This is a genomic window from Flavobacterium silvaticum, assembly GCF_012911565.1.
Classification (GTDB): domain Bacteria; phylum Bacteroidota; class Bacteroidia; order Flavobacteriales; family Flavobacteriaceae; genus Flavobacterium; species Flavobacterium silvaticum.
In genome coordinates, this window is sequence record NZ_JAAMPU010000096.1 from 51,106 (window position 1) to 66,400 (window position 15,295).

Consider the following 15,295-nt stretch of genomic DNA (forward strand, 5'->3'; position numbering starts at 1 on the left):
ATGGGAATCGTAATCAGGCAATCCATCCGCAATACGGTCATTACCTACATCGGTTTTGGCATCGGGGCTATAAATGCATTGATTCTTTATCCACACTTTTTAGGAAAGGAACTATACGGATTGACTGGTTTTGTGCTATCTGCAGCAAATGTCATTATGCCAATCATGGCTTTTGGCGTGCACAATACATTGGTCAAATATTTTGTCCAGTATAAAACCGAAGAGGAAAAGAATGGCTTTCTTACTTATGTAGTTCTGCTTCCGTTGCTTTTGATCATTCCGCTTTTTCTGGTCGTTTCTATTTTTTACGACCCGATAGCGCTTTATTTTTCGAGTAAAAATCCCGGAGTATATACCTACTTCTGGCAAATTCCGATTATCGGCTTCTGTATGGGGTATTTCGAAATCTTTTATGCCTGGGCCAAGGTTCACCTGGAATCGGTTTTTGGGAATTTCGTGCGGGAATTATTGCTGAGGGTTTTGATTTCCATCGGATTGACCGGCGTTTTCCTAAAATGGTACGATGCCGCTTTCTTTATTAACCTGACGCTGTTGGTGTATCTTATTGCGACCGTTGCCATGATGGTTTATGCCTTTCGTGTTCGTCCGTTTCGCATGGATGTGACATTTCCGGTGAACCACAAAGAGGTTTTTACGTATTCGATTTTTATCATTCTTTCCGGAAGCATTGCCAATGTCCTGCTTGATCTGGACAAAACGATTTTAGTCAAGTTCGTAGATGCGGAATACATTGCCTTTTACGGAGTGGCTATTTTCATCGCTACGGTCATTTCGGTTCCGGCGCGGGCGATGCAACAGATAACGTACCCCATCACGGCAAAATTAATGGCCGAAGGAAAACACGATGAACTCAACGATCTCTATAAAAAAAGTTCTATCACACTCCAGGTTTTAGGCGGATTGATCTTCGCCGGAATCGTGGTCAACATACGCCAGTTGTACCTCATGATGCCGCCTGAATACAGCGCCGGATTGTTCTCGGTGTTCGTTGTCGGCCTGAGCAAATACATCGACCTGATTTTGGGCAACAACAACGCAATCATCTTCAATTCCCATTATTACCGCGCGGTGTTGATCCTGGGTATTTTGCTGACCCTGATAATGGTCGGGCTCAATTTATGGCTGATTCCGATTATGGGCATCGACGGTGCTGCGATAGCGACTTTGATTTCCATCGGATTGTATTTGCTGGCAAAACTGCTGTTTGTGGTACTGAAAATGGATTTGTATCCGTTTACAGTCCGGACGTTATATTCAACCGGAATTCTCATTGTCACGATCCTTGGGTTTTATTTTTGGGAATTTCCGTTCCATCCGATTTTGAATATCGGGCTCAAGTCTGTACTGGTTACTTTCTTTTTTATGGGGGCACATTATTTTTTGAATGTATCGTCAGAAGTCAACGGTATGCTCCACTTAGCATTATCGCTGTTTAAAAGACGAAAATCCTGATCATGGCAGAGAAGGCATGATAAAATTGTGGAGATTGTAACTGTGGAGATTTAAAAAGCCACACGTGCAATCTCCACAAATCTTACAAAGCCCCTGTTTGAGTTCTCAGCAGGAACGGCTCCAAATCCCTGAAAAAAGTTTTTCCGCGACACGCTCCAAATCAGTATATTGCTGTTCTAAACAAACACTCATGCAATTACAGATTCACGATCTCACCAAAACGTACCCGAACGGCGTGCAGGCGCTCAAGGGAATTTCATTGACCATCAACCAGGGAATGTTCGGGCTTTTGGGGCCGAACGGGGCAGGAAAATCATCACTCATGCGCACCATCGCGACACTGCAGGATGCCGATTCCGGAAGCATTACACTAGACGGCATCGATGTGCTTAAAGACAAAGAGGCCGTTCGCCGTATGTTGGGTTACCTGCCTCAGGATTTCGGCGTTTATCCGAAAATCTCGGCAGAACAGATGCTCGATCATATCGCGGCCCTGAAAGGAATTTCGAATAAATCGGAACGAAAAGAAGTCGTGGCGTCTTTGCTCGATAAAGTGAACCTGGGTTCCCATAAAAAGAAAAACCTCGGCACGTATTCGGGCGGTATGAAACAGCGTTTCGGGATTGCGCAGGCGCTTTTGGGCCAGCCGAAACTGATTATCGTAGATGAACCTACGGCCGGTCTCGATCCGGCAGAAAGAAACCGTTTCTATAATTTGTTGAGCCAGATTGGCGAAAATACCATAGTGATCTTATCGACGCATATAGTTGAAGACGTGCGGACGCTGTGTTCCGATATGGCCATCATCTGCCAGGGCGGATTAATGTATCAGGGAACGCCGGACGATGCACTGAACCTGGTTCATGGTAAAGTATATACCAAGAATATCGATAAGGCTGAAGTACAACAGTTCAAGGCAAATTACAATTTGATTTCCACCCAGCTCAAATCGGGCCAGCTGACCGTGCGCATCGTGAGCGACGAAAATCCGGGTGCCGGTTTCGAACCTGCCGAAGCCACGCTCGAAGATGTGTATTTCAACCAGATTTCCCACGTTACCGACGTGGTCACTCTTTAAGCTGTCCGTATGTTTAAAGAGATATTTTTATTTGAGATAAAGTACCGCTCGAAGCGTGCGGCTACATGGTTGTATTATGCGGCGTTCCTTATTCTGGGCTTTCTTTCGGTTTCACAGGGATGGACGCCGGCCACAGAGAAAGTACATCACAATTCACCGTTCATCATTGCCGATTGCAACGTGTTTTTCAGTATGATGATGATGTTGGTCTGTTCAGCTATTATGGGCGTTCCGTTGTATCGCGACATCGAGCATGGCACCAAGAATTATTACCTGTCATATCCCATAACCAAACCGGGTTACTTTTGGGGACGTTTCTTTGGTTCGTTCGTATTTGTATTGCTCATCGGAACTTCCATTTCGCTGGGCTGTTACCTGGGGTCGCTTGTGGGCCCGATATTCGACTGGGTTCCGGCGGAACGTATCGGAGAAAACCATTGGGATTATTACATACAGCCGTTTTTGACCATGGCGGTTCCGAACCTGTTCCTGGCTTCGGCTATTTTCTTCGGATTGGTCGCATTCTTCCGGGATGTTAAAGTCATCTACACCGGAAGTATTTTATTGCTGATCGGATACCTTCTGGCCAATTTCCTCACGCGTGACCTGGATAACCGTGAGCTCGTAAAGATACTCGATCCGTTTGCCATGAATACGCTTGCACTTGAATCGCGATTCTATACACCTGTCGAACGGAATACCTTACTGGTTCCGGTTCAGGGAGCTTTCCTGGTGAACCGGTTGTTGTGGTCGGGCGTGGCCTTCGTAATTCTGATGGCGACATATTTCGGGTTCAGTTTCAAACGATTCTTTGGCGGAAGCAGCAAAAAGCAACGCCACGTTGAGGTTGAAGAGACTATCGCAGATTATGGTGCACCAATTCCAAAAGTAGCCATCCACTTCGCTAAAAGCTACTACCGCAAAATCATGTTCAGCCTTGCAAAAATCGAATTGCTCAACATACTTCGCGATAATTACTTCAAGGCCATATTACTTGGGGGCGTGGTATTTTTGTTTGTCGATTTCTGGATCGGTAATACGACGTTCGGGGTTTCGGCCCTGCCGCTTACGGTAAATCTGATGCAATACAAGAATTATGATTACGTATTGTTTATTTTTATTATCATTATTTTCTACACGGGGGAAACCGTCCATCGTGATAAGTCTACTGGTTTTGCACTTATAAACGATGCGCTCCCAACGCCCGATTGGGTATTGTACGGCTCAAAACTTCTTGGATTAACAGGACTTGCATTCTTCCTCGCCATTGTTCCTTTGTTCGCCGGTGTCATCGTGCAGGTTCTTAAGGGGTATTTCGAATTCAGGTTCGATGTCTATTTCATTGAGTTATGCCTTATCAGTTTTGTTCAATACCTGCAAATTGTCATGTTGTCGTTTGCGGTGCATGTACTCGTGAACAATAAGTTTGCAGGCCACGGCATAGGGCTTATCATCTGGATCGTAATGTTCCTGTTGCGTAATGTGGGCGAAATGGGGTACAACCTGTTTTTCTATTCGTATGCGCCGGGTTATATGTGGAGCGATATGGATGGCATCAACAGTATGTGGAAAGGCGTTTTCTTTTTCAATTTATACTGGATGTTGTTCGGGGCGTTGTTGCTCGTCATTGCCGCTGCATTTTACACTCGTGGTGTCTTTAGCGGACGAAAGGAACGTTTCCGTAGTGCCAAGTCAAAATATAACGGTCGCCTAAAGATGATGACGGCCATTTTCCTTCTTGGGTTTTTACTGACAGGCGCGTACAACTACTACAATGTAAGCGTCCTCAACAATTATCTCACATCTGAAGAAGCCCGTGAACGACAGGCTGAATACGAAAAGAAACTCAAAAAATACGAAGCGTTGCCTCAGCCAAAGGTCAATCATTTGTATGCCGATATCGCTATCTATCCAAAGGAAAGGAGGGTGCATACCTCGGCACGGATTGAATTGGAGAACAAGACCGATAAGCCTATTTCTGATTTGCACCTGAACGGCGAAGGTCTTGAACGTTTCAGCGTGAAGATCAATGGCAAACTGTTGACGAACATATCCTATCCGCTCATCTACAAACGCGGCAAATTCAACTTCCTGCGACCGGCGAACGATACGGCGAAATATCGTATCTATCATCTCGACAAGCCACTTATGCCGGGTGAAAAGATGATTGCGAATGTCGAATCGGACAACGTAAACAAAGGCTTTACGAACGATATGAGTGGCACCGACATTCTCAGCAACGGAACTTTCTTCGCAGGTGGATTGCCGTCTATGGGATACGATCCGAACGGTGAATTGTTCAGCGACGAGAAACGCAAGAAATACAAGCTCAAACCGAAGGATGAAGAATTGCCGCCATATACGGATGCGGTTGGCGTAAAAACATTGTTGTTCAATGACGATGCCGATTTCGTGACGATGGAATTCACCGTAAGCACCGACAAAGGCCAGATTCCGATTGCGCCCGGAAAAGAAATCAAACGATGGGAAAAGGATGGACGTGTGTATATCAATTACGCCCAGACAACGCCTAAAGTCGATTTGTTCTTCGATGTGATTTCTGCGCGGTACGAAGTGCTCAAAAAGCCGTTTCAGCTCCAGGGTGCACAAAAAGTCGGTATTGAATTGTACTATCACAAAACGCATAATACCAATCTCGATAGGTTCCTCAAATCGTATGAAGATGGTTTGACGTGGTTTTCAAAATGGTACGGAAACTATCAGTTCGATCAGTTGCGACTGCTCGAATTCCCTAAATATCGCAGCTTTGCACAATCGTTCCCAAATACGGTTTCCTATTCGGAATCGTTCGGATATACGGCTGATTTCAAACCAGATGATTTTGATTACGGATACTATGTCACAGCCCACGAATTGGCGCACCAATGGTGGGGGCATCAGGTAACGCCGAACAGGACGCTTGGTTCTAACCTGATTTCAGAAGCCCTTGCCGAGTATACGGCTCTTATCCTTAGTGAAAAGCGTTACGGGAAGGACAATATGAAGCGCTTTTTGAAGCAGGAACTCGACGATTACCTTCGCGGTCGGGCCAACGAATCTAAAAAAGAAAATGTATTCATTGATTGTAACCGACCGTATCAATGGTATAACAAAGGTTCGCTCATTCTGTACGGACTCCGGGATTTAATTGGAGAAGATACCCTGAACAAAGCGTTGAAGGAATTCCGCGACCAGTTCGCTTTCAAGGAAACCCCGCCGTTTGCCGGAAGCCATGATTTGTATAATGCCATCGATAAACACGTTCCTGATTCGCTCAAATATTATCTCCAAGACACCTGGAAGAAAATCACACTGTACGAGAATAAAGTACTCGATGTAAAAGTCACTCCGGGTAAGGGTGATGAGAAAATAGTGACATTGACGGTTTCGACCAGAAAGATGTATGCCGATGCAAAAGGTGAGGAAAAACCGGCAGCATCCATGGACGATTACATTGATATTGGGGTTTTCGCACCTGAAACTACCGACAAGGACGGACGCAAAAAAGTGAATGTGCTGTACCTGCAGAAACACAAACTAAAAGCCGGGACACATAAAATCACTGTGAAAGTAAAAGGAGAAGTCACCAAGGCCGGAATCGATCCGCTTATAAAACTCATCGACCGAATCCCGGACGATAACATAAAAGACTTATAAACTGTAACGACTATGATGGTTTAGTCAGTAAATTAGACCCTGTCGAAATCTATCGGCAGGGTTTTTTAATGTATCCACATCATGAAAAAAGAAAAAAAAGACACCAATTTCTTTGAAAATTTCGCGTCGGCAGTCACCAAATGGACGGGAAGCACAGCTGCATTCCTCATCGCATTCTTCGTAGTCATCATTTGGGGAATCACCGGCCCCATATTCCATTATTCCGAAACCTGGCAGCTTGTCATCAATACCGGAACCACGATCATCACGTTCCTCATGGTTTTCCTGATCCAGAAATCCCAGAATAAGGATTCGATGGCCATTCAGCTAAAGCTCAATGAACTGGTGGCTTCACATGAATATGCAAGCAACAGACTGATCGATGTTGAGGATTTGTCTGAAAAGGAACTGCTGGTACTTCACAATTACTATCTCGAACTGAGCAAAATGTGCCAAAAAGAAGACAGCCTGCTTATGACACATTCCATAGACGAGGCCAAAGACAATCACACCATCAAACGTCACAGTCGTAAAAAACTCGCTAAACTCGCCGACGACATTGAGGAAGGCAAGGAAGAAATCTGATGACGGTGGAAATTATGTAAGATGCCACTGTCAAAAGTGCAGTATCTTATCTGCACTAAAATCCAAATCTTATGTTCCGGATCCCTTCGAGATTACACGCATCGATAGACTACGGGGTTGTGCTTTTCCTGCTTTTTTCACCTGCTTTTTTTGACCTGCCGCCAGCCACGGCGAATTTCACATATGCACTTGGCATAATACATTTGTTGCTTACCGCGTTGACGAATTTCGAGCTGGGTATTTTGCACGTGATTCCTTTTCGTATACACGGAATCATCGAACTTGTGGTTTCTATATCACTGGTTGGCGTGGCATTCTATCTGGGAGATCTCGAAGGAAGTTTACCAAAGATTTTCTACCTGACTTTTGCCGGAGCCGTGTTTTTAGTTTGGCTCTTGACGGATTATAAATCTGATGTTCGGCGTCGTGTGGTTTAAAAAATGCTAGATTGACCAGCAGATTTTAGACGTAACTTGCGGCTCAGGAAAATCAAACATGAAATTCGAAGACCTCAGCTCTTTTCTCGATGAAAAGGCAGATTTGTACAACAATCCCAAATTCATAGAATCGGATCCAATCCAGGTTCCGCATCGGTTTTCACAAAAAGAAGATATCGAGATTGCCGGTTTCCTCAGTGCTACGATTGCCTGGGGAAACCGCAAATCGATAATCACGAATGCCTCCAGAATGATGGAGCTCATGGGCAATTCGCCTTATGATTTCGTGTTGTCGCATACTCCCGATGATCTTGCACGGCTTGACGGATTCGTCCATCGCACCTTCAATTCACACGACTTTTCAACTTTTATTTCCGGCCTCAGGAATTTATATAGGAACCACGGAGGTTTGGAAAATGCTTTTTCGTCAGATATGAATCTGCAGATTGCCATAAGCCATTTCCGGACAAAATTTTTTGAAATCCCGCATCAGCAAAGGACACAGAAACATCTGTCCGATCCGTTAAAGAATTCGGCGGCCAAACGAATCAATATGTTCCTGCGCTGGATGGTGCGCAAAGACAATAAAGGGGTCGATTTCGGTATCTGGGATTCCATTTCGCCATCGGCATTATCGTGCCCGCTTGACATTCATTCGGGAAATGTAGCCCGAAAACTCGGCTTGCTCAAACGAAGCCAGAATGATGGAAAGGCATTGGCAGAGCTTGACGCTTCTTTGCGTAAACTCGATGCTTTGGATCCGGTAAAGTATGATTTTGCTTTGTTCGGGTTGGGTGTTTTTGAGGGGTTTTAGTGAGGTAATTAACAATTAATAAGTAACGATTAACAATTAGCTGCTGCTGGCTGTCGCGGTTGACTTTTTTTATTTAAGATTTTTTACATAAAAACTACCGCAGTGGTATGTCCAGGATCGTTACCTTGTAAGGGTGGGAGGGGCAACCTCTTTTTTGTTTTGGATTTATTTTTCGGATGATTTTATCTTCGGCAGGTATCGGTTATATTTGGTTATCTGATGACAAACATTATGAAAAAACGTATCACAAGTTTCCCCGTAATTTTCTTTTTGATCATACTGATAGCTACTTCGTGCGCAAGACCTGTCGAAACCAAATCAGCGGAGCCTGTTTCCATTACCGACTATTTCAAACCGACAGATTCCATCGAAACAGGTGGCGTCAGGCTTATTCCAATTAAAACTCCTTTGGGTGATTTTAAAGTCTGGACAAAACGGTTCGGATTGAATCCAAAGATAAAGATACTTTTACTGCACGGCGGGCCTGGATTGACCCACGAATACATGGAATGTTTCGAATCTTTTTTTGAGCGTGAAGGGTTTGAATTCTATGAATACGACCAGCTTGGTTCTTATTACAGCGATCAGCCTAAAGACAGCAGTTTATGGACGGTTCCGCGGTTTGTCGAAGAAGTGGAACAGGTCCGCAAAGCCATCGGTGCCGACGCCTCTAATTTTTACATCGTCGGAAATTCGTGGGGCGGAATCCTGGGGATGGAATATGCGCTCAAATATCAGCAAAATCTAAAAGGGTTGCTCATTTCCAATATGATGGCGAGTGCGCCTGAGTATGGAAAATACGCCGATGAGGTGTTGGCAAAGCAAATGAAACCGGAAGTACTTGCGGAAATCCGTTCCATCGAAGCCAAAAAAGATTTCTCGAATCCGCGTTATATGGATTTGCTGATCCCGAATTATTATGCCCAACATATTTGCCGGCTGCCGGAATTCCCGGATGGTTTCAACCGGGCCGGAAAACATATCAATCCAGCTGTGTATACCATTATGCAAGGCCCGAGCGAATTCGGTATCAGCGGAAGGCTCGCCAAATGGGACATCAAAGCCCGCCTTCATGAAATTACGATACCGACCCTTATGATTGGGGCAAGGTATGACACCATGGATCCAAGAGCTATGGAAGAACAGAGCAAGTTGGTCAAAAAAGGACGTTATTTATATTGCCCGAACGGAAGCCATTTATCCATGTGGGATGACCAGAAGGTTTTTATGGCAGGCGTTGTCGGGTTTATCAAGGATGTCGATTCGGGACGATTCTGAAGCTGATACAGCTCATTTGGTCAGAAAGGCAATCGTTTTTTCAAAAACAGCATTTATTTTCGGATGAGCTCCGGCCCAGAATCCGCCAAAATGATCTTCATCTTTTACAGTGATAATTTCATTGCGTACATGAGCCGCATCCAGTTTTTTGCCAAAAACGACCCCATGGGGCAGCAACACATCTTTTTCATTCACGACAATCAGGCAAGGGGCAAAAACGGTGAAGTCACCGGTTGCGATCGGGGAAACCAATTCATTTGAGGCATCTGCCCCGGACAGATACCATTGTGTGACCAACCCATAAAAATCCTCGCCCGGATTCCGTAAGTCGAACGCCGGATTGATGTAGACGACCCTGTCGATTTTGTTTTCGACGGAATCGCGTTTAATCTTAACCTGTAATGCGGCTGCCAGTAAAGAACCGCCGCTGTCTGATACAATAGATACTTTGCTGTCTGATCCGCCAATTTTGATTTGGTTTCCAATGATCCATTTGTAAACTGTTTCAACATCTTCGAGACTTTTTGGGAACGGATTTTCCGGTGCTTTCCGGTAATCGACCGAAATGACGATTGCATGGGCCGCATTTGCCAGTTTGCGCGAGATATTTTCATGGGTATCCAGGTCACCGGCTACCAATGCGCCACCGTGGATATTATAGATGATGTTCCATTTTTTCGATGCATCCGGATAATAGATACGTATGGGAACGCCATCTGCTTTTTGATCTTCTGTCCTGAAAATCTTTTCGGGTTCGATACCCAGCGATTTTATATCGCCCGAAATCAGTTGTCGGACCATATCAGGCGTAGGGACTTCCTGGGAGAATGCCCTTGCACAAACGAAAAGAAACAAAACGATACCGATTTTTTTCATTGCCATTGCTTTTTAAAATGTGGATTCAAATTACTCAACCGCCATAATACGGTTCCGAATAGATTTTCAACATCGACCTGAAATTATCGAAAAATACAATCAGCATCTGTGATATGTCTTCCTCATCTGAAACCAGGTATCGCAATTCCATTCCGGTTTTACCGTCGAATTCAACATCTTCCAGAACATCCTTTAGCTTTACATTATCTAATGTAATATTGAGGTTCATAATGACTTTTCTATGTGCTTCGGCAATTTTGCGTTCGAGGTATTCGTCTTCGAGGAAAAATTTCTTGCCGTGTTGTTCAAAGTCGTAGTCGTAAAAGGGCATTGGATTTTTTTTGTAAAGATAGCAAGTCGGGAGTCGCATGTCAACCCGATAGCTGTTATCCGGATTGAGCCGCTTTATGTTTACTATAATACTGTTTACAAAAAAATGTAAACGGAGTGTTAGTAAACAAGGTGTGGCTGCTTTTTAAAATGGGAATGGTGCAGAAAAAAAAACGAAAGCCGGGTCCGGCCGGAAGCGTGAAGGATGCGAGCGGCACCCCACAGGCACAATACCCTGGCCGGGCGGTTTTGGGGCAGCGACAACGGAGCTCACCCCAAAGCCTGCGAGACCGGTATTGTGACGAGGAGTACAGCGGGCAGCCTGACCCTTGGGGCACGCCCAAATTATTAATTGGCTTCGACCAGTTCGGTTTAAAAAAACCTCGTGTTTTAATTATTCATTATTAATTAAGACCTTTGCCGCATGTCATTCGAACAATTCAAACTTCCCAAAGCCCTTCAGAAAGCCGTTGACGAACTCGGTTTTGAAAATCCGACACCTATCCAGCAGCGCGCTTTTCCGGTGATTTCATCGGGACGCGACATGATGGGAATCGCCCAGACCGGAACCGGAAAGACCTTTGCCTATTTGCTTCCGCTCCTCAAGCAATACTCGTTCACGCCGACGCATACGCCAAAAATCGTGATCCTCGTACCGACGCGCGAGCTGGTGGTGCAGGTGGTCGAGGAAGTGGAAAAACTGACCAAATATATGTCGGTACGTACACTTGGTATTTATGGAGGGGTGAATATCAATACCCAGAAAACATCGGTTTATCAAGGAATCGATATCCTTGTCGGTACACCGGGTCGCGTGATGGATCTGGCTCTCGATAATGTATTGCGGTTCGATGAGACCAAGAAACTGGTGATAGATGAATTCGACGAGATGCTGAACCTGGGTTTCCGTCCGCAGATCACCTCGATATTGGCGATGATGAGCCAAAAGCGACAGAATATTTTGTTTTCGGCAACCATGACGGATGATGTGGACGATGTGCTCAACGATTATTTCGATTTTCCGGAAGAAGTCACGCTTGCCGCATCCGGGACGCCTTTGGAGAAAATAGAGCAATCGGCTTATGCGGTCCCGAATTTCAATACGAAGGTCAATCTGTTAAAGGAATTGCTTCGTACCGATGATTCTTTCGAGCGCGTGCTGGTATTTGTCAACAATAAAAAGATAGCCGATATGTTGCACGAGAAGATCGAAGAAGATTTTCCGGAGCAATTCGGCCTTATCCATTCCAATAAGTCGCAAAATTACAGGCTTCATTCCATGGCTGATTTCCAAAGTGGGCAACTGCGCGGATTGATCACCACCGATGTCATGGCGCGTGGGCTCGATATTTCAGATATTACCCACGTCATCAATTTCGAGATGCCTGAACTCCCGGAGCAATACATGCACCGTATCGGTAGGACAGGACGTGCGGATAAATCCGGGACAGCGATTTCATTCGTGACGCCACGTGAGGAAGATATCCGCGTTGAAGCGGAAGTATTGATGAACCGTGAAATCCCGAGCGTGGATTTTCCACCAAATGTTGAAGTCTCGACCTTATTGATCGGCCCTGAGAAAGAAAAGGAAAAAGTAAAATTCCTGCTCAAGAAACCAAAGCTGACTGGTGGCGCATCAACGCATGAAAAATCTGCGAAAAATAAAAAAGTGAACCTTGGCGGGCCTTCCAAGACGAAGAAGAAAACAGGTTCGGTGAACCGCGGTTTGTTGCGGGCCCAGGCGGCGAAGAAAAAGAAGAAGTAGTTGGTTAACAGTTAACAGTTAACAGTTAACAAGTAACAGTTAACAGTTGAAGCACGTTGATGGAACAATAATGATTAAATAAAAAACTCCGGTTCATTTTAAAACCGGAGTTTTTTATTTTCGTTAACCGTTAACCGTTAACCGTTAACCGTTAACCGTTCACTTACTTTCTTCCAGAACCTTATTCGGATCATACCCAAACAAATGATGCTCCTTGATGAGTTCCGCGATACCTTTTGGCAGCATTTCTTCCCAACCCGGAATTCCGCCGGTGATCATTTTGAGAACGACACGTGAGAAAATTTCGAGGTTGTGCGGATCGAAGTCGTCTATGTCGATTACTTTTCCGTTGAATTTGAAGAACTTGTACAATTCTTTCATCCGCGGATGGACTTTGAGGTTTTCGGAATTGATGATTTCCCCATCTTCCCCAATCATCGGATACAGGAATACCTTCAAATCGCGATAAAACAGTTTCCCGAAAGCTTCAAGGATGCCGCCGCTCAAATGACGATAATATTTCTCGTCGAAAATATCCACAAGGTTGTTCACGCCCATGGCCAATCCCATACGGGCCTTGGTATAGTTCGAGAAATATTCGACCACTTTGTAGTATTCCTGGAAATTGGAAATCATTACGGTCTGGCCCAAAGCACAGAGCAATTCGGCCCGGTCCATAAAGTCGCGCTCGTCTATTTCCCCGTCGGAACGCAGGTTCGATAGCGTAATTTCAAAAATGACCAAGGTATTTTTTTCGTCAACTTTGCTTTCTTCGAGGAACATTTTGAGTGACTTCTCATACATGTCCATATTGACCACTGTAACCGGACGGAAACTTCCGCGCAAGGCAAGGATGTTCTTTTTGTAGAGCACGGCAGCCGGCAAAATATTCTGGCCTTCCGGGTTGAACATCACCGCATCGGTCATTCCGTTCTTGACGAGTTGGAGCGACATCAATCTGTTGTCGACATCGGCAAAACGCGGCCCTGAAAAGTTGATCGTATCTATTTCAAGCTGGTCTTTGTCGAGGTGATCGTACAGATAACGCAGCAGTTTCTTCGGGTCGTTGTATTTGTAGAAAGCGCCATAGATCAGGTTGACACCAAGGATTCCAAGTGTTTCCTGTTGCAGGCGCGCATCGGTTTCCTTGAACCGTATGTGGATGATGATTTCGTTGTAATCTTCGTCGGGTTCGATCTGGTATTTGATCCCGACCCAGCCGTGACCCTTGAATTGCTTGGCGAAATCAATGGTAGCAACAGTATTCGCGTAAGAGAAAAAGATTTTATTCGGATGCTTCTCACGGCTCAGACGCTTTTCAATGATCTGGACTTCGTGCGAAAGCATTTTTTTGAGGCGGCTTTCGGTTACATATCTGCCATCAGCTTCAGAACCATAGATGGCATCGCTGAAATCCTTGTCGTATGCCGACATCGCCTTGGCAATGGTTCCGGAAGAACCGCCGGAACGAAAGAAGTGGCGCACGGTTTCCTGTCCGGCCCCAATCTCGGAAAATGTTCCATAAATGTTGTCATTCAGGTTGATTCGCAGTGCCTTATCCTTTATGGAAGGAATCTGTTCAATCGCCTTGTCCCCTTTGAGGGTAAAACCGTCATCTCTTAACATAATCGTTGAAATTCACAGCAAAGTTAACGAAATCTGCAACGAAATGAAACGTAATAATCTTATTTTTGTTTTAAATTAATCGGACGATTTGTAATTCGAAGCCGGTTTTTTTATCTGATTCTCAATGAAGGTATATTTCTTAGGTACAGGCACTTCCCAGGGCATTCCGGTAATCGGTAGCACGCATCCGGTTTGCCTGAGCAAAGACCCTAAAGACAAGCGGTTGCGTGTATCTGTCTGGATCCATTGGGATAATGGTTCGTTCGTGATTGATTGCGGACCGGATTTCAGGCAGCAGATGCTCACTTCGGGCTGTCCGCGTATTGACGGTATCCTGTTCACCCATGAACACGCCGATCATACGGCCGGCCTCGACGACATCCGTCCGTTCAATTTTTTCCAGCAGCAAAAGATTCCGCTGTTCGCCCATCGCCGTGTGATCGAAAACCTGCAAAAACGATTCGATTATATTTTTGAAGAAGAAAACCGCTATCCGGGCGCGCCGTCTGTTTCCGTAATTGAAATCAAAAACGACGAACGGTTTGCCATCGGTGATAAAACCTGTATCCCGATCGAGGCGTGGCACGGAAAATTGCCGATACTCGGTTTCCGTATAGATGACTTCGCCTACCTCACGGATGTCAAGACGATTTTTGAAGAAGAAGCCGATAAATTAAAAGGATTGAAAGTATTGGTCATCAATGCCTTGAGGGAAGAGCCGCACGAGAGCCATTTCACTTTGCAGGAAGCCATCGATTTTATACATTTGGTGAAGCCGGAACGCACCTATCTGACCCACATCAGCCATATCCTGGGCTTTCACGAAGAAGTCGAAAAGAAGCTTCCGCCCAATGTTTTCCTTGCCTACGATAACCTCGAACTGACTCTATAAATGAAAAAATCACTTTTCCTGTACCTGTTCATCCTTGCCGTTGTAATGAATGTGTTCACGTATGCGTACTTCAGCAAACAACACGAATCTGATGTAATGAAAACCGAGTCGAAGCTCAAAAAAGCAAACGACAGTATTTTGGTTTTGTACAATGATTTAATCGATGCCAATTATTTTTCACTTGAATACAACCAGAACGCCCAGGATAATATGGACACAGATCCGAAGCAAGTCATCAAACTCGTCACGAATGAAATCCTGGAAATGAACAGCAATGTCAAGGGAAATCCGCTTATTCCGTATGATCAGATAAACGAACAGAAATTCATCATCAACAAAGTGCGTGTCCTGAACCACCGCTGGGTTATCGCAGATTACACCGATGGCAAAATGTGGGGCGAATTGTTGCTCAAATATTTCATTGAAGACAACGGAAAGCTGACCTTCGAGCGTATGGATACGCAGCTTTACGCCAAACAGTAAC

The 15,295-nt window shown here is 45.0% G+C and carries 13 protein-coding genes; 10 read left to right on the plus strand and 3 right to left on the minus strand.

All coding sequences use genetic code 11. From position 1 onward, the window contains the following. The 7 genes from G6047_RS01980 to G6047_RS02010 all read left to right on the plus strand — a co-directional run bounded on the left by G6047_RS01980 (position 1) and on the right by G6047_RS02010 (position 9,322). Entirely contained in the window at positions 1–1,473 is a 1,473-nt protein-coding gene (locus G6047_RS01980; protein WP_169525790.1) for a lipopolysaccharide biosynthesis protein, read from the plus strand. Between the two features lie 190 nt (positions 1,474–1,663). Next, positions 1,664–2,551 (plus strand): ABC transporter ATP-binding protein, encoded by an 888-nt coding sequence (locus G6047_RS01985; protein ID WP_169525791.1) that lies wholly within the window; start codon positions 1,664–1,666, stop codon positions 2,549–2,551. Positions 2,552–2,560: 9 nt separating this feature from the next. Next, on the plus strand, positions 2,561–6,208 hold the full coding sequence (locus G6047_RS01990; RefSeq protein WP_169525792.1) for an ABC transporter permease/M1 family aminopeptidase: 3,648 nt from the start codon (positions 2,561–2,563) through the stop codon (positions 6,206–6,208). 81 nt (positions 6,209–6,289) lie between these two features. After that, complete coding sequence (locus G6047_RS01995) at positions 6,290–6,793, plus strand: low affinity iron permease family protein (protein WP_169525793.1); 504 nt, start codon at positions 6,290–6,292, stop codon at positions 6,791–6,793. 71 nt (positions 6,794–6,864) lie between these two features. Then, the gene (locus G6047_RS02000; protein WP_169525794.1) at positions 6,865–7,230 is read left to right on the plus strand and encodes a hypothetical protein; all 366 of its coding nucleotides are present in this window, start codon (positions 6,865–6,867) and stop codon (positions 7,228–7,230) included. Positions 7,231–7,288: 58 nt separating this feature from the next. Continuing rightward, positions 7,289–8,044, plus strand: coding sequence for a TIGR02757 family protein (locus G6047_RS02005; RefSeq protein WP_169525795.1), 756 nt, complete (start codon positions 7,289–7,291; stop codon positions 8,042–8,044). A 231-nt stretch (positions 8,045–8,275) separates the two neighbouring features. Beyond that, positions 8,276–9,322, plus strand: coding sequence for a proline iminopeptidase-family hydrolase (locus G6047_RS02010; protein WP_211165360.1), 1,047 nt, complete (start codon positions 8,276–8,278; stop codon positions 9,320–9,322). 12 nt (positions 9,323–9,334) lie between these two features. On the opposite strand, the gene G6047_RS02015 is transcribed toward G6047_RS02010, so the two are convergent. Together G6047_RS02015 and G6047_RS02020 are read right to left on the minus strand one after the other, a co-directional pair. Beyond that, a complete protein-coding gene (locus G6047_RS02015; RefSeq protein WP_169525797.1) occupies positions 9,335–10,198 on the minus strand; it encodes an alpha/beta hydrolase in 864 nt (287 codons plus the stop codon). Positions 10,199–10,232: 34 nt separating this feature from the next. Continuing rightward, positions 10,233–10,529, minus strand: a complete 297-nt coding sequence (locus tag G6047_RS02020) for a hypothetical protein (protein ID WP_169525798.1) — start codon at positions 10,527–10,529, stop codon at positions 10,233–10,235. A gap of 423 nt (positions 10,530–10,952) precedes the next feature. Between G6047_RS02020 and G6047_RS02025 the strand changes: the two genes are divergently transcribed. Then, positions 10,953–12,293, plus strand: coding sequence for a DEAD/DEAH box helicase (locus G6047_RS02025; RefSeq protein WP_169525799.1), 1,341 nt, complete (start codon positions 10,953–10,955; stop codon positions 12,291–12,293). Between the two features lie 159 nt (positions 12,294–12,452). Here the strand turns inward: G6047_RS02025 and G6047_RS02030 are convergent, their stop codons facing one another. Further along, positions 12,453–13,919: a TonB-dependent receptor gene (locus G6047_RS02030; RefSeq protein ID WP_169525800.1), complete on the minus strand. Its 1,467-nt coding sequence runs from the start codon at positions 13,917–13,919 to the stop codon at positions 12,453–12,455. A 124-nt stretch (positions 13,920–14,043) separates the two neighbouring features. Between G6047_RS02030 and G6047_RS02035 the strand changes: the two genes are divergently transcribed. Both G6047_RS02035 and G6047_RS02040 read left to right on the plus strand, forming a co-directional pair. Beyond that, positions 14,044–14,811 (plus strand): MBL fold metallo-hydrolase, encoded by a 768-nt coding sequence (locus G6047_RS02035; RefSeq protein WP_169525801.1) that lies wholly within the window; start codon positions 14,044–14,046, stop codon positions 14,809–14,811. After that, the gene (locus G6047_RS02040) at positions 14,812–15,294 is read left to right on the plus strand and encodes a hypothetical protein (RefSeq protein WP_169525802.1); all 483 of its coding nucleotides are present in this window, start codon (positions 14,812–14,814) and stop codon (positions 15,292–15,294) included. The last annotated feature ends 1 nt before the right edge of the window (position 15,295 follow it).

Bases quoted from the DNA above. Each gene is read 5' to 3' on its own strand.
- G6047_RS02025 (WP_169525799.1), top strand. From the start codon at position 10,953: ATGTCATTCGAACAATTCAAACTTCCCAAAGCCCTTCAGAAAGCCGTT.
- G6047_RS02005 (WP_169525795.1), top strand. From the start codon at position 7,289: ATGAAATTCGAAGACCTCAGCTCTTTTCTCGATGAAAAGGCAGATTTG.
- G6047_RS02040 (WP_169525802.1), top strand. From the start codon at position 14,812: ATGAAAAAATCACTTTTCCTGTACCTGTTCATCCTTGCCGTTGTAATG.
- G6047_RS02010 (WP_211165360.1), top strand. From the start codon at position 8,276: ATGAAAAAACGTATCACAAGTTTCCCCGTAATTTTCTTTTTGATCATA.
- G6047_RS02020 (WP_169525798.1), bottom strand. From the start codon at position 10,529: ATGCCCTTTTACGACTACGACTTTGAACAACACGGCAAGAAATTTTTC.
- G6047_RS02030 (WP_169525800.1), bottom strand. From the start codon at position 13,919: ATGTTAAGAGATGACGGTTTTACCCTCAAAGGGGACAAGGCGATTGAA.
- G6047_RS01980 (WP_169525790.1), top strand. From the start codon at position 1: ATGGGAATCGTAATCAGGCAATCCATCCGCAATACGGTCATTACCTAC.
- G6047_RS01985 (WP_169525791.1), top strand. From the start codon at position 1,664: ATGCAATTACAGATTCACGATCTCACCAAAACGTACCCGAACGGCGTG.
- G6047_RS02015 (WP_169525797.1), bottom strand. From the start codon at position 10,198: ATGAAAAAAATCGGTATCGTTTTGTTTCTTTTCGTTTGTGCAAGGGCA.
- G6047_RS01990 (WP_169525792.1), top strand. From the start codon at position 2,561: ATGTTTAAAGAGATATTTTTATTTGAGATAAAGTACCGCTCGAAGCGT.
- G6047_RS01995 (WP_169525793.1), top strand. From the start codon at position 6,290: ATGAAAAAAGAAAAAAAAGACACCAATTTCTTTGAAAATTTCGCGTCG.
- G6047_RS02035 (WP_169525801.1), top strand. From the start codon at position 14,044: ATGAAGGTATATTTCTTAGGTACAGGCACTTCCCAGGGCATTCCGGTA.
- G6047_RS02000 (WP_169525794.1), top strand. From the start codon at position 6,865: ATGTTCCGGATCCCTTCGAGATTACACGCATCGATAGACTACGGGGTT.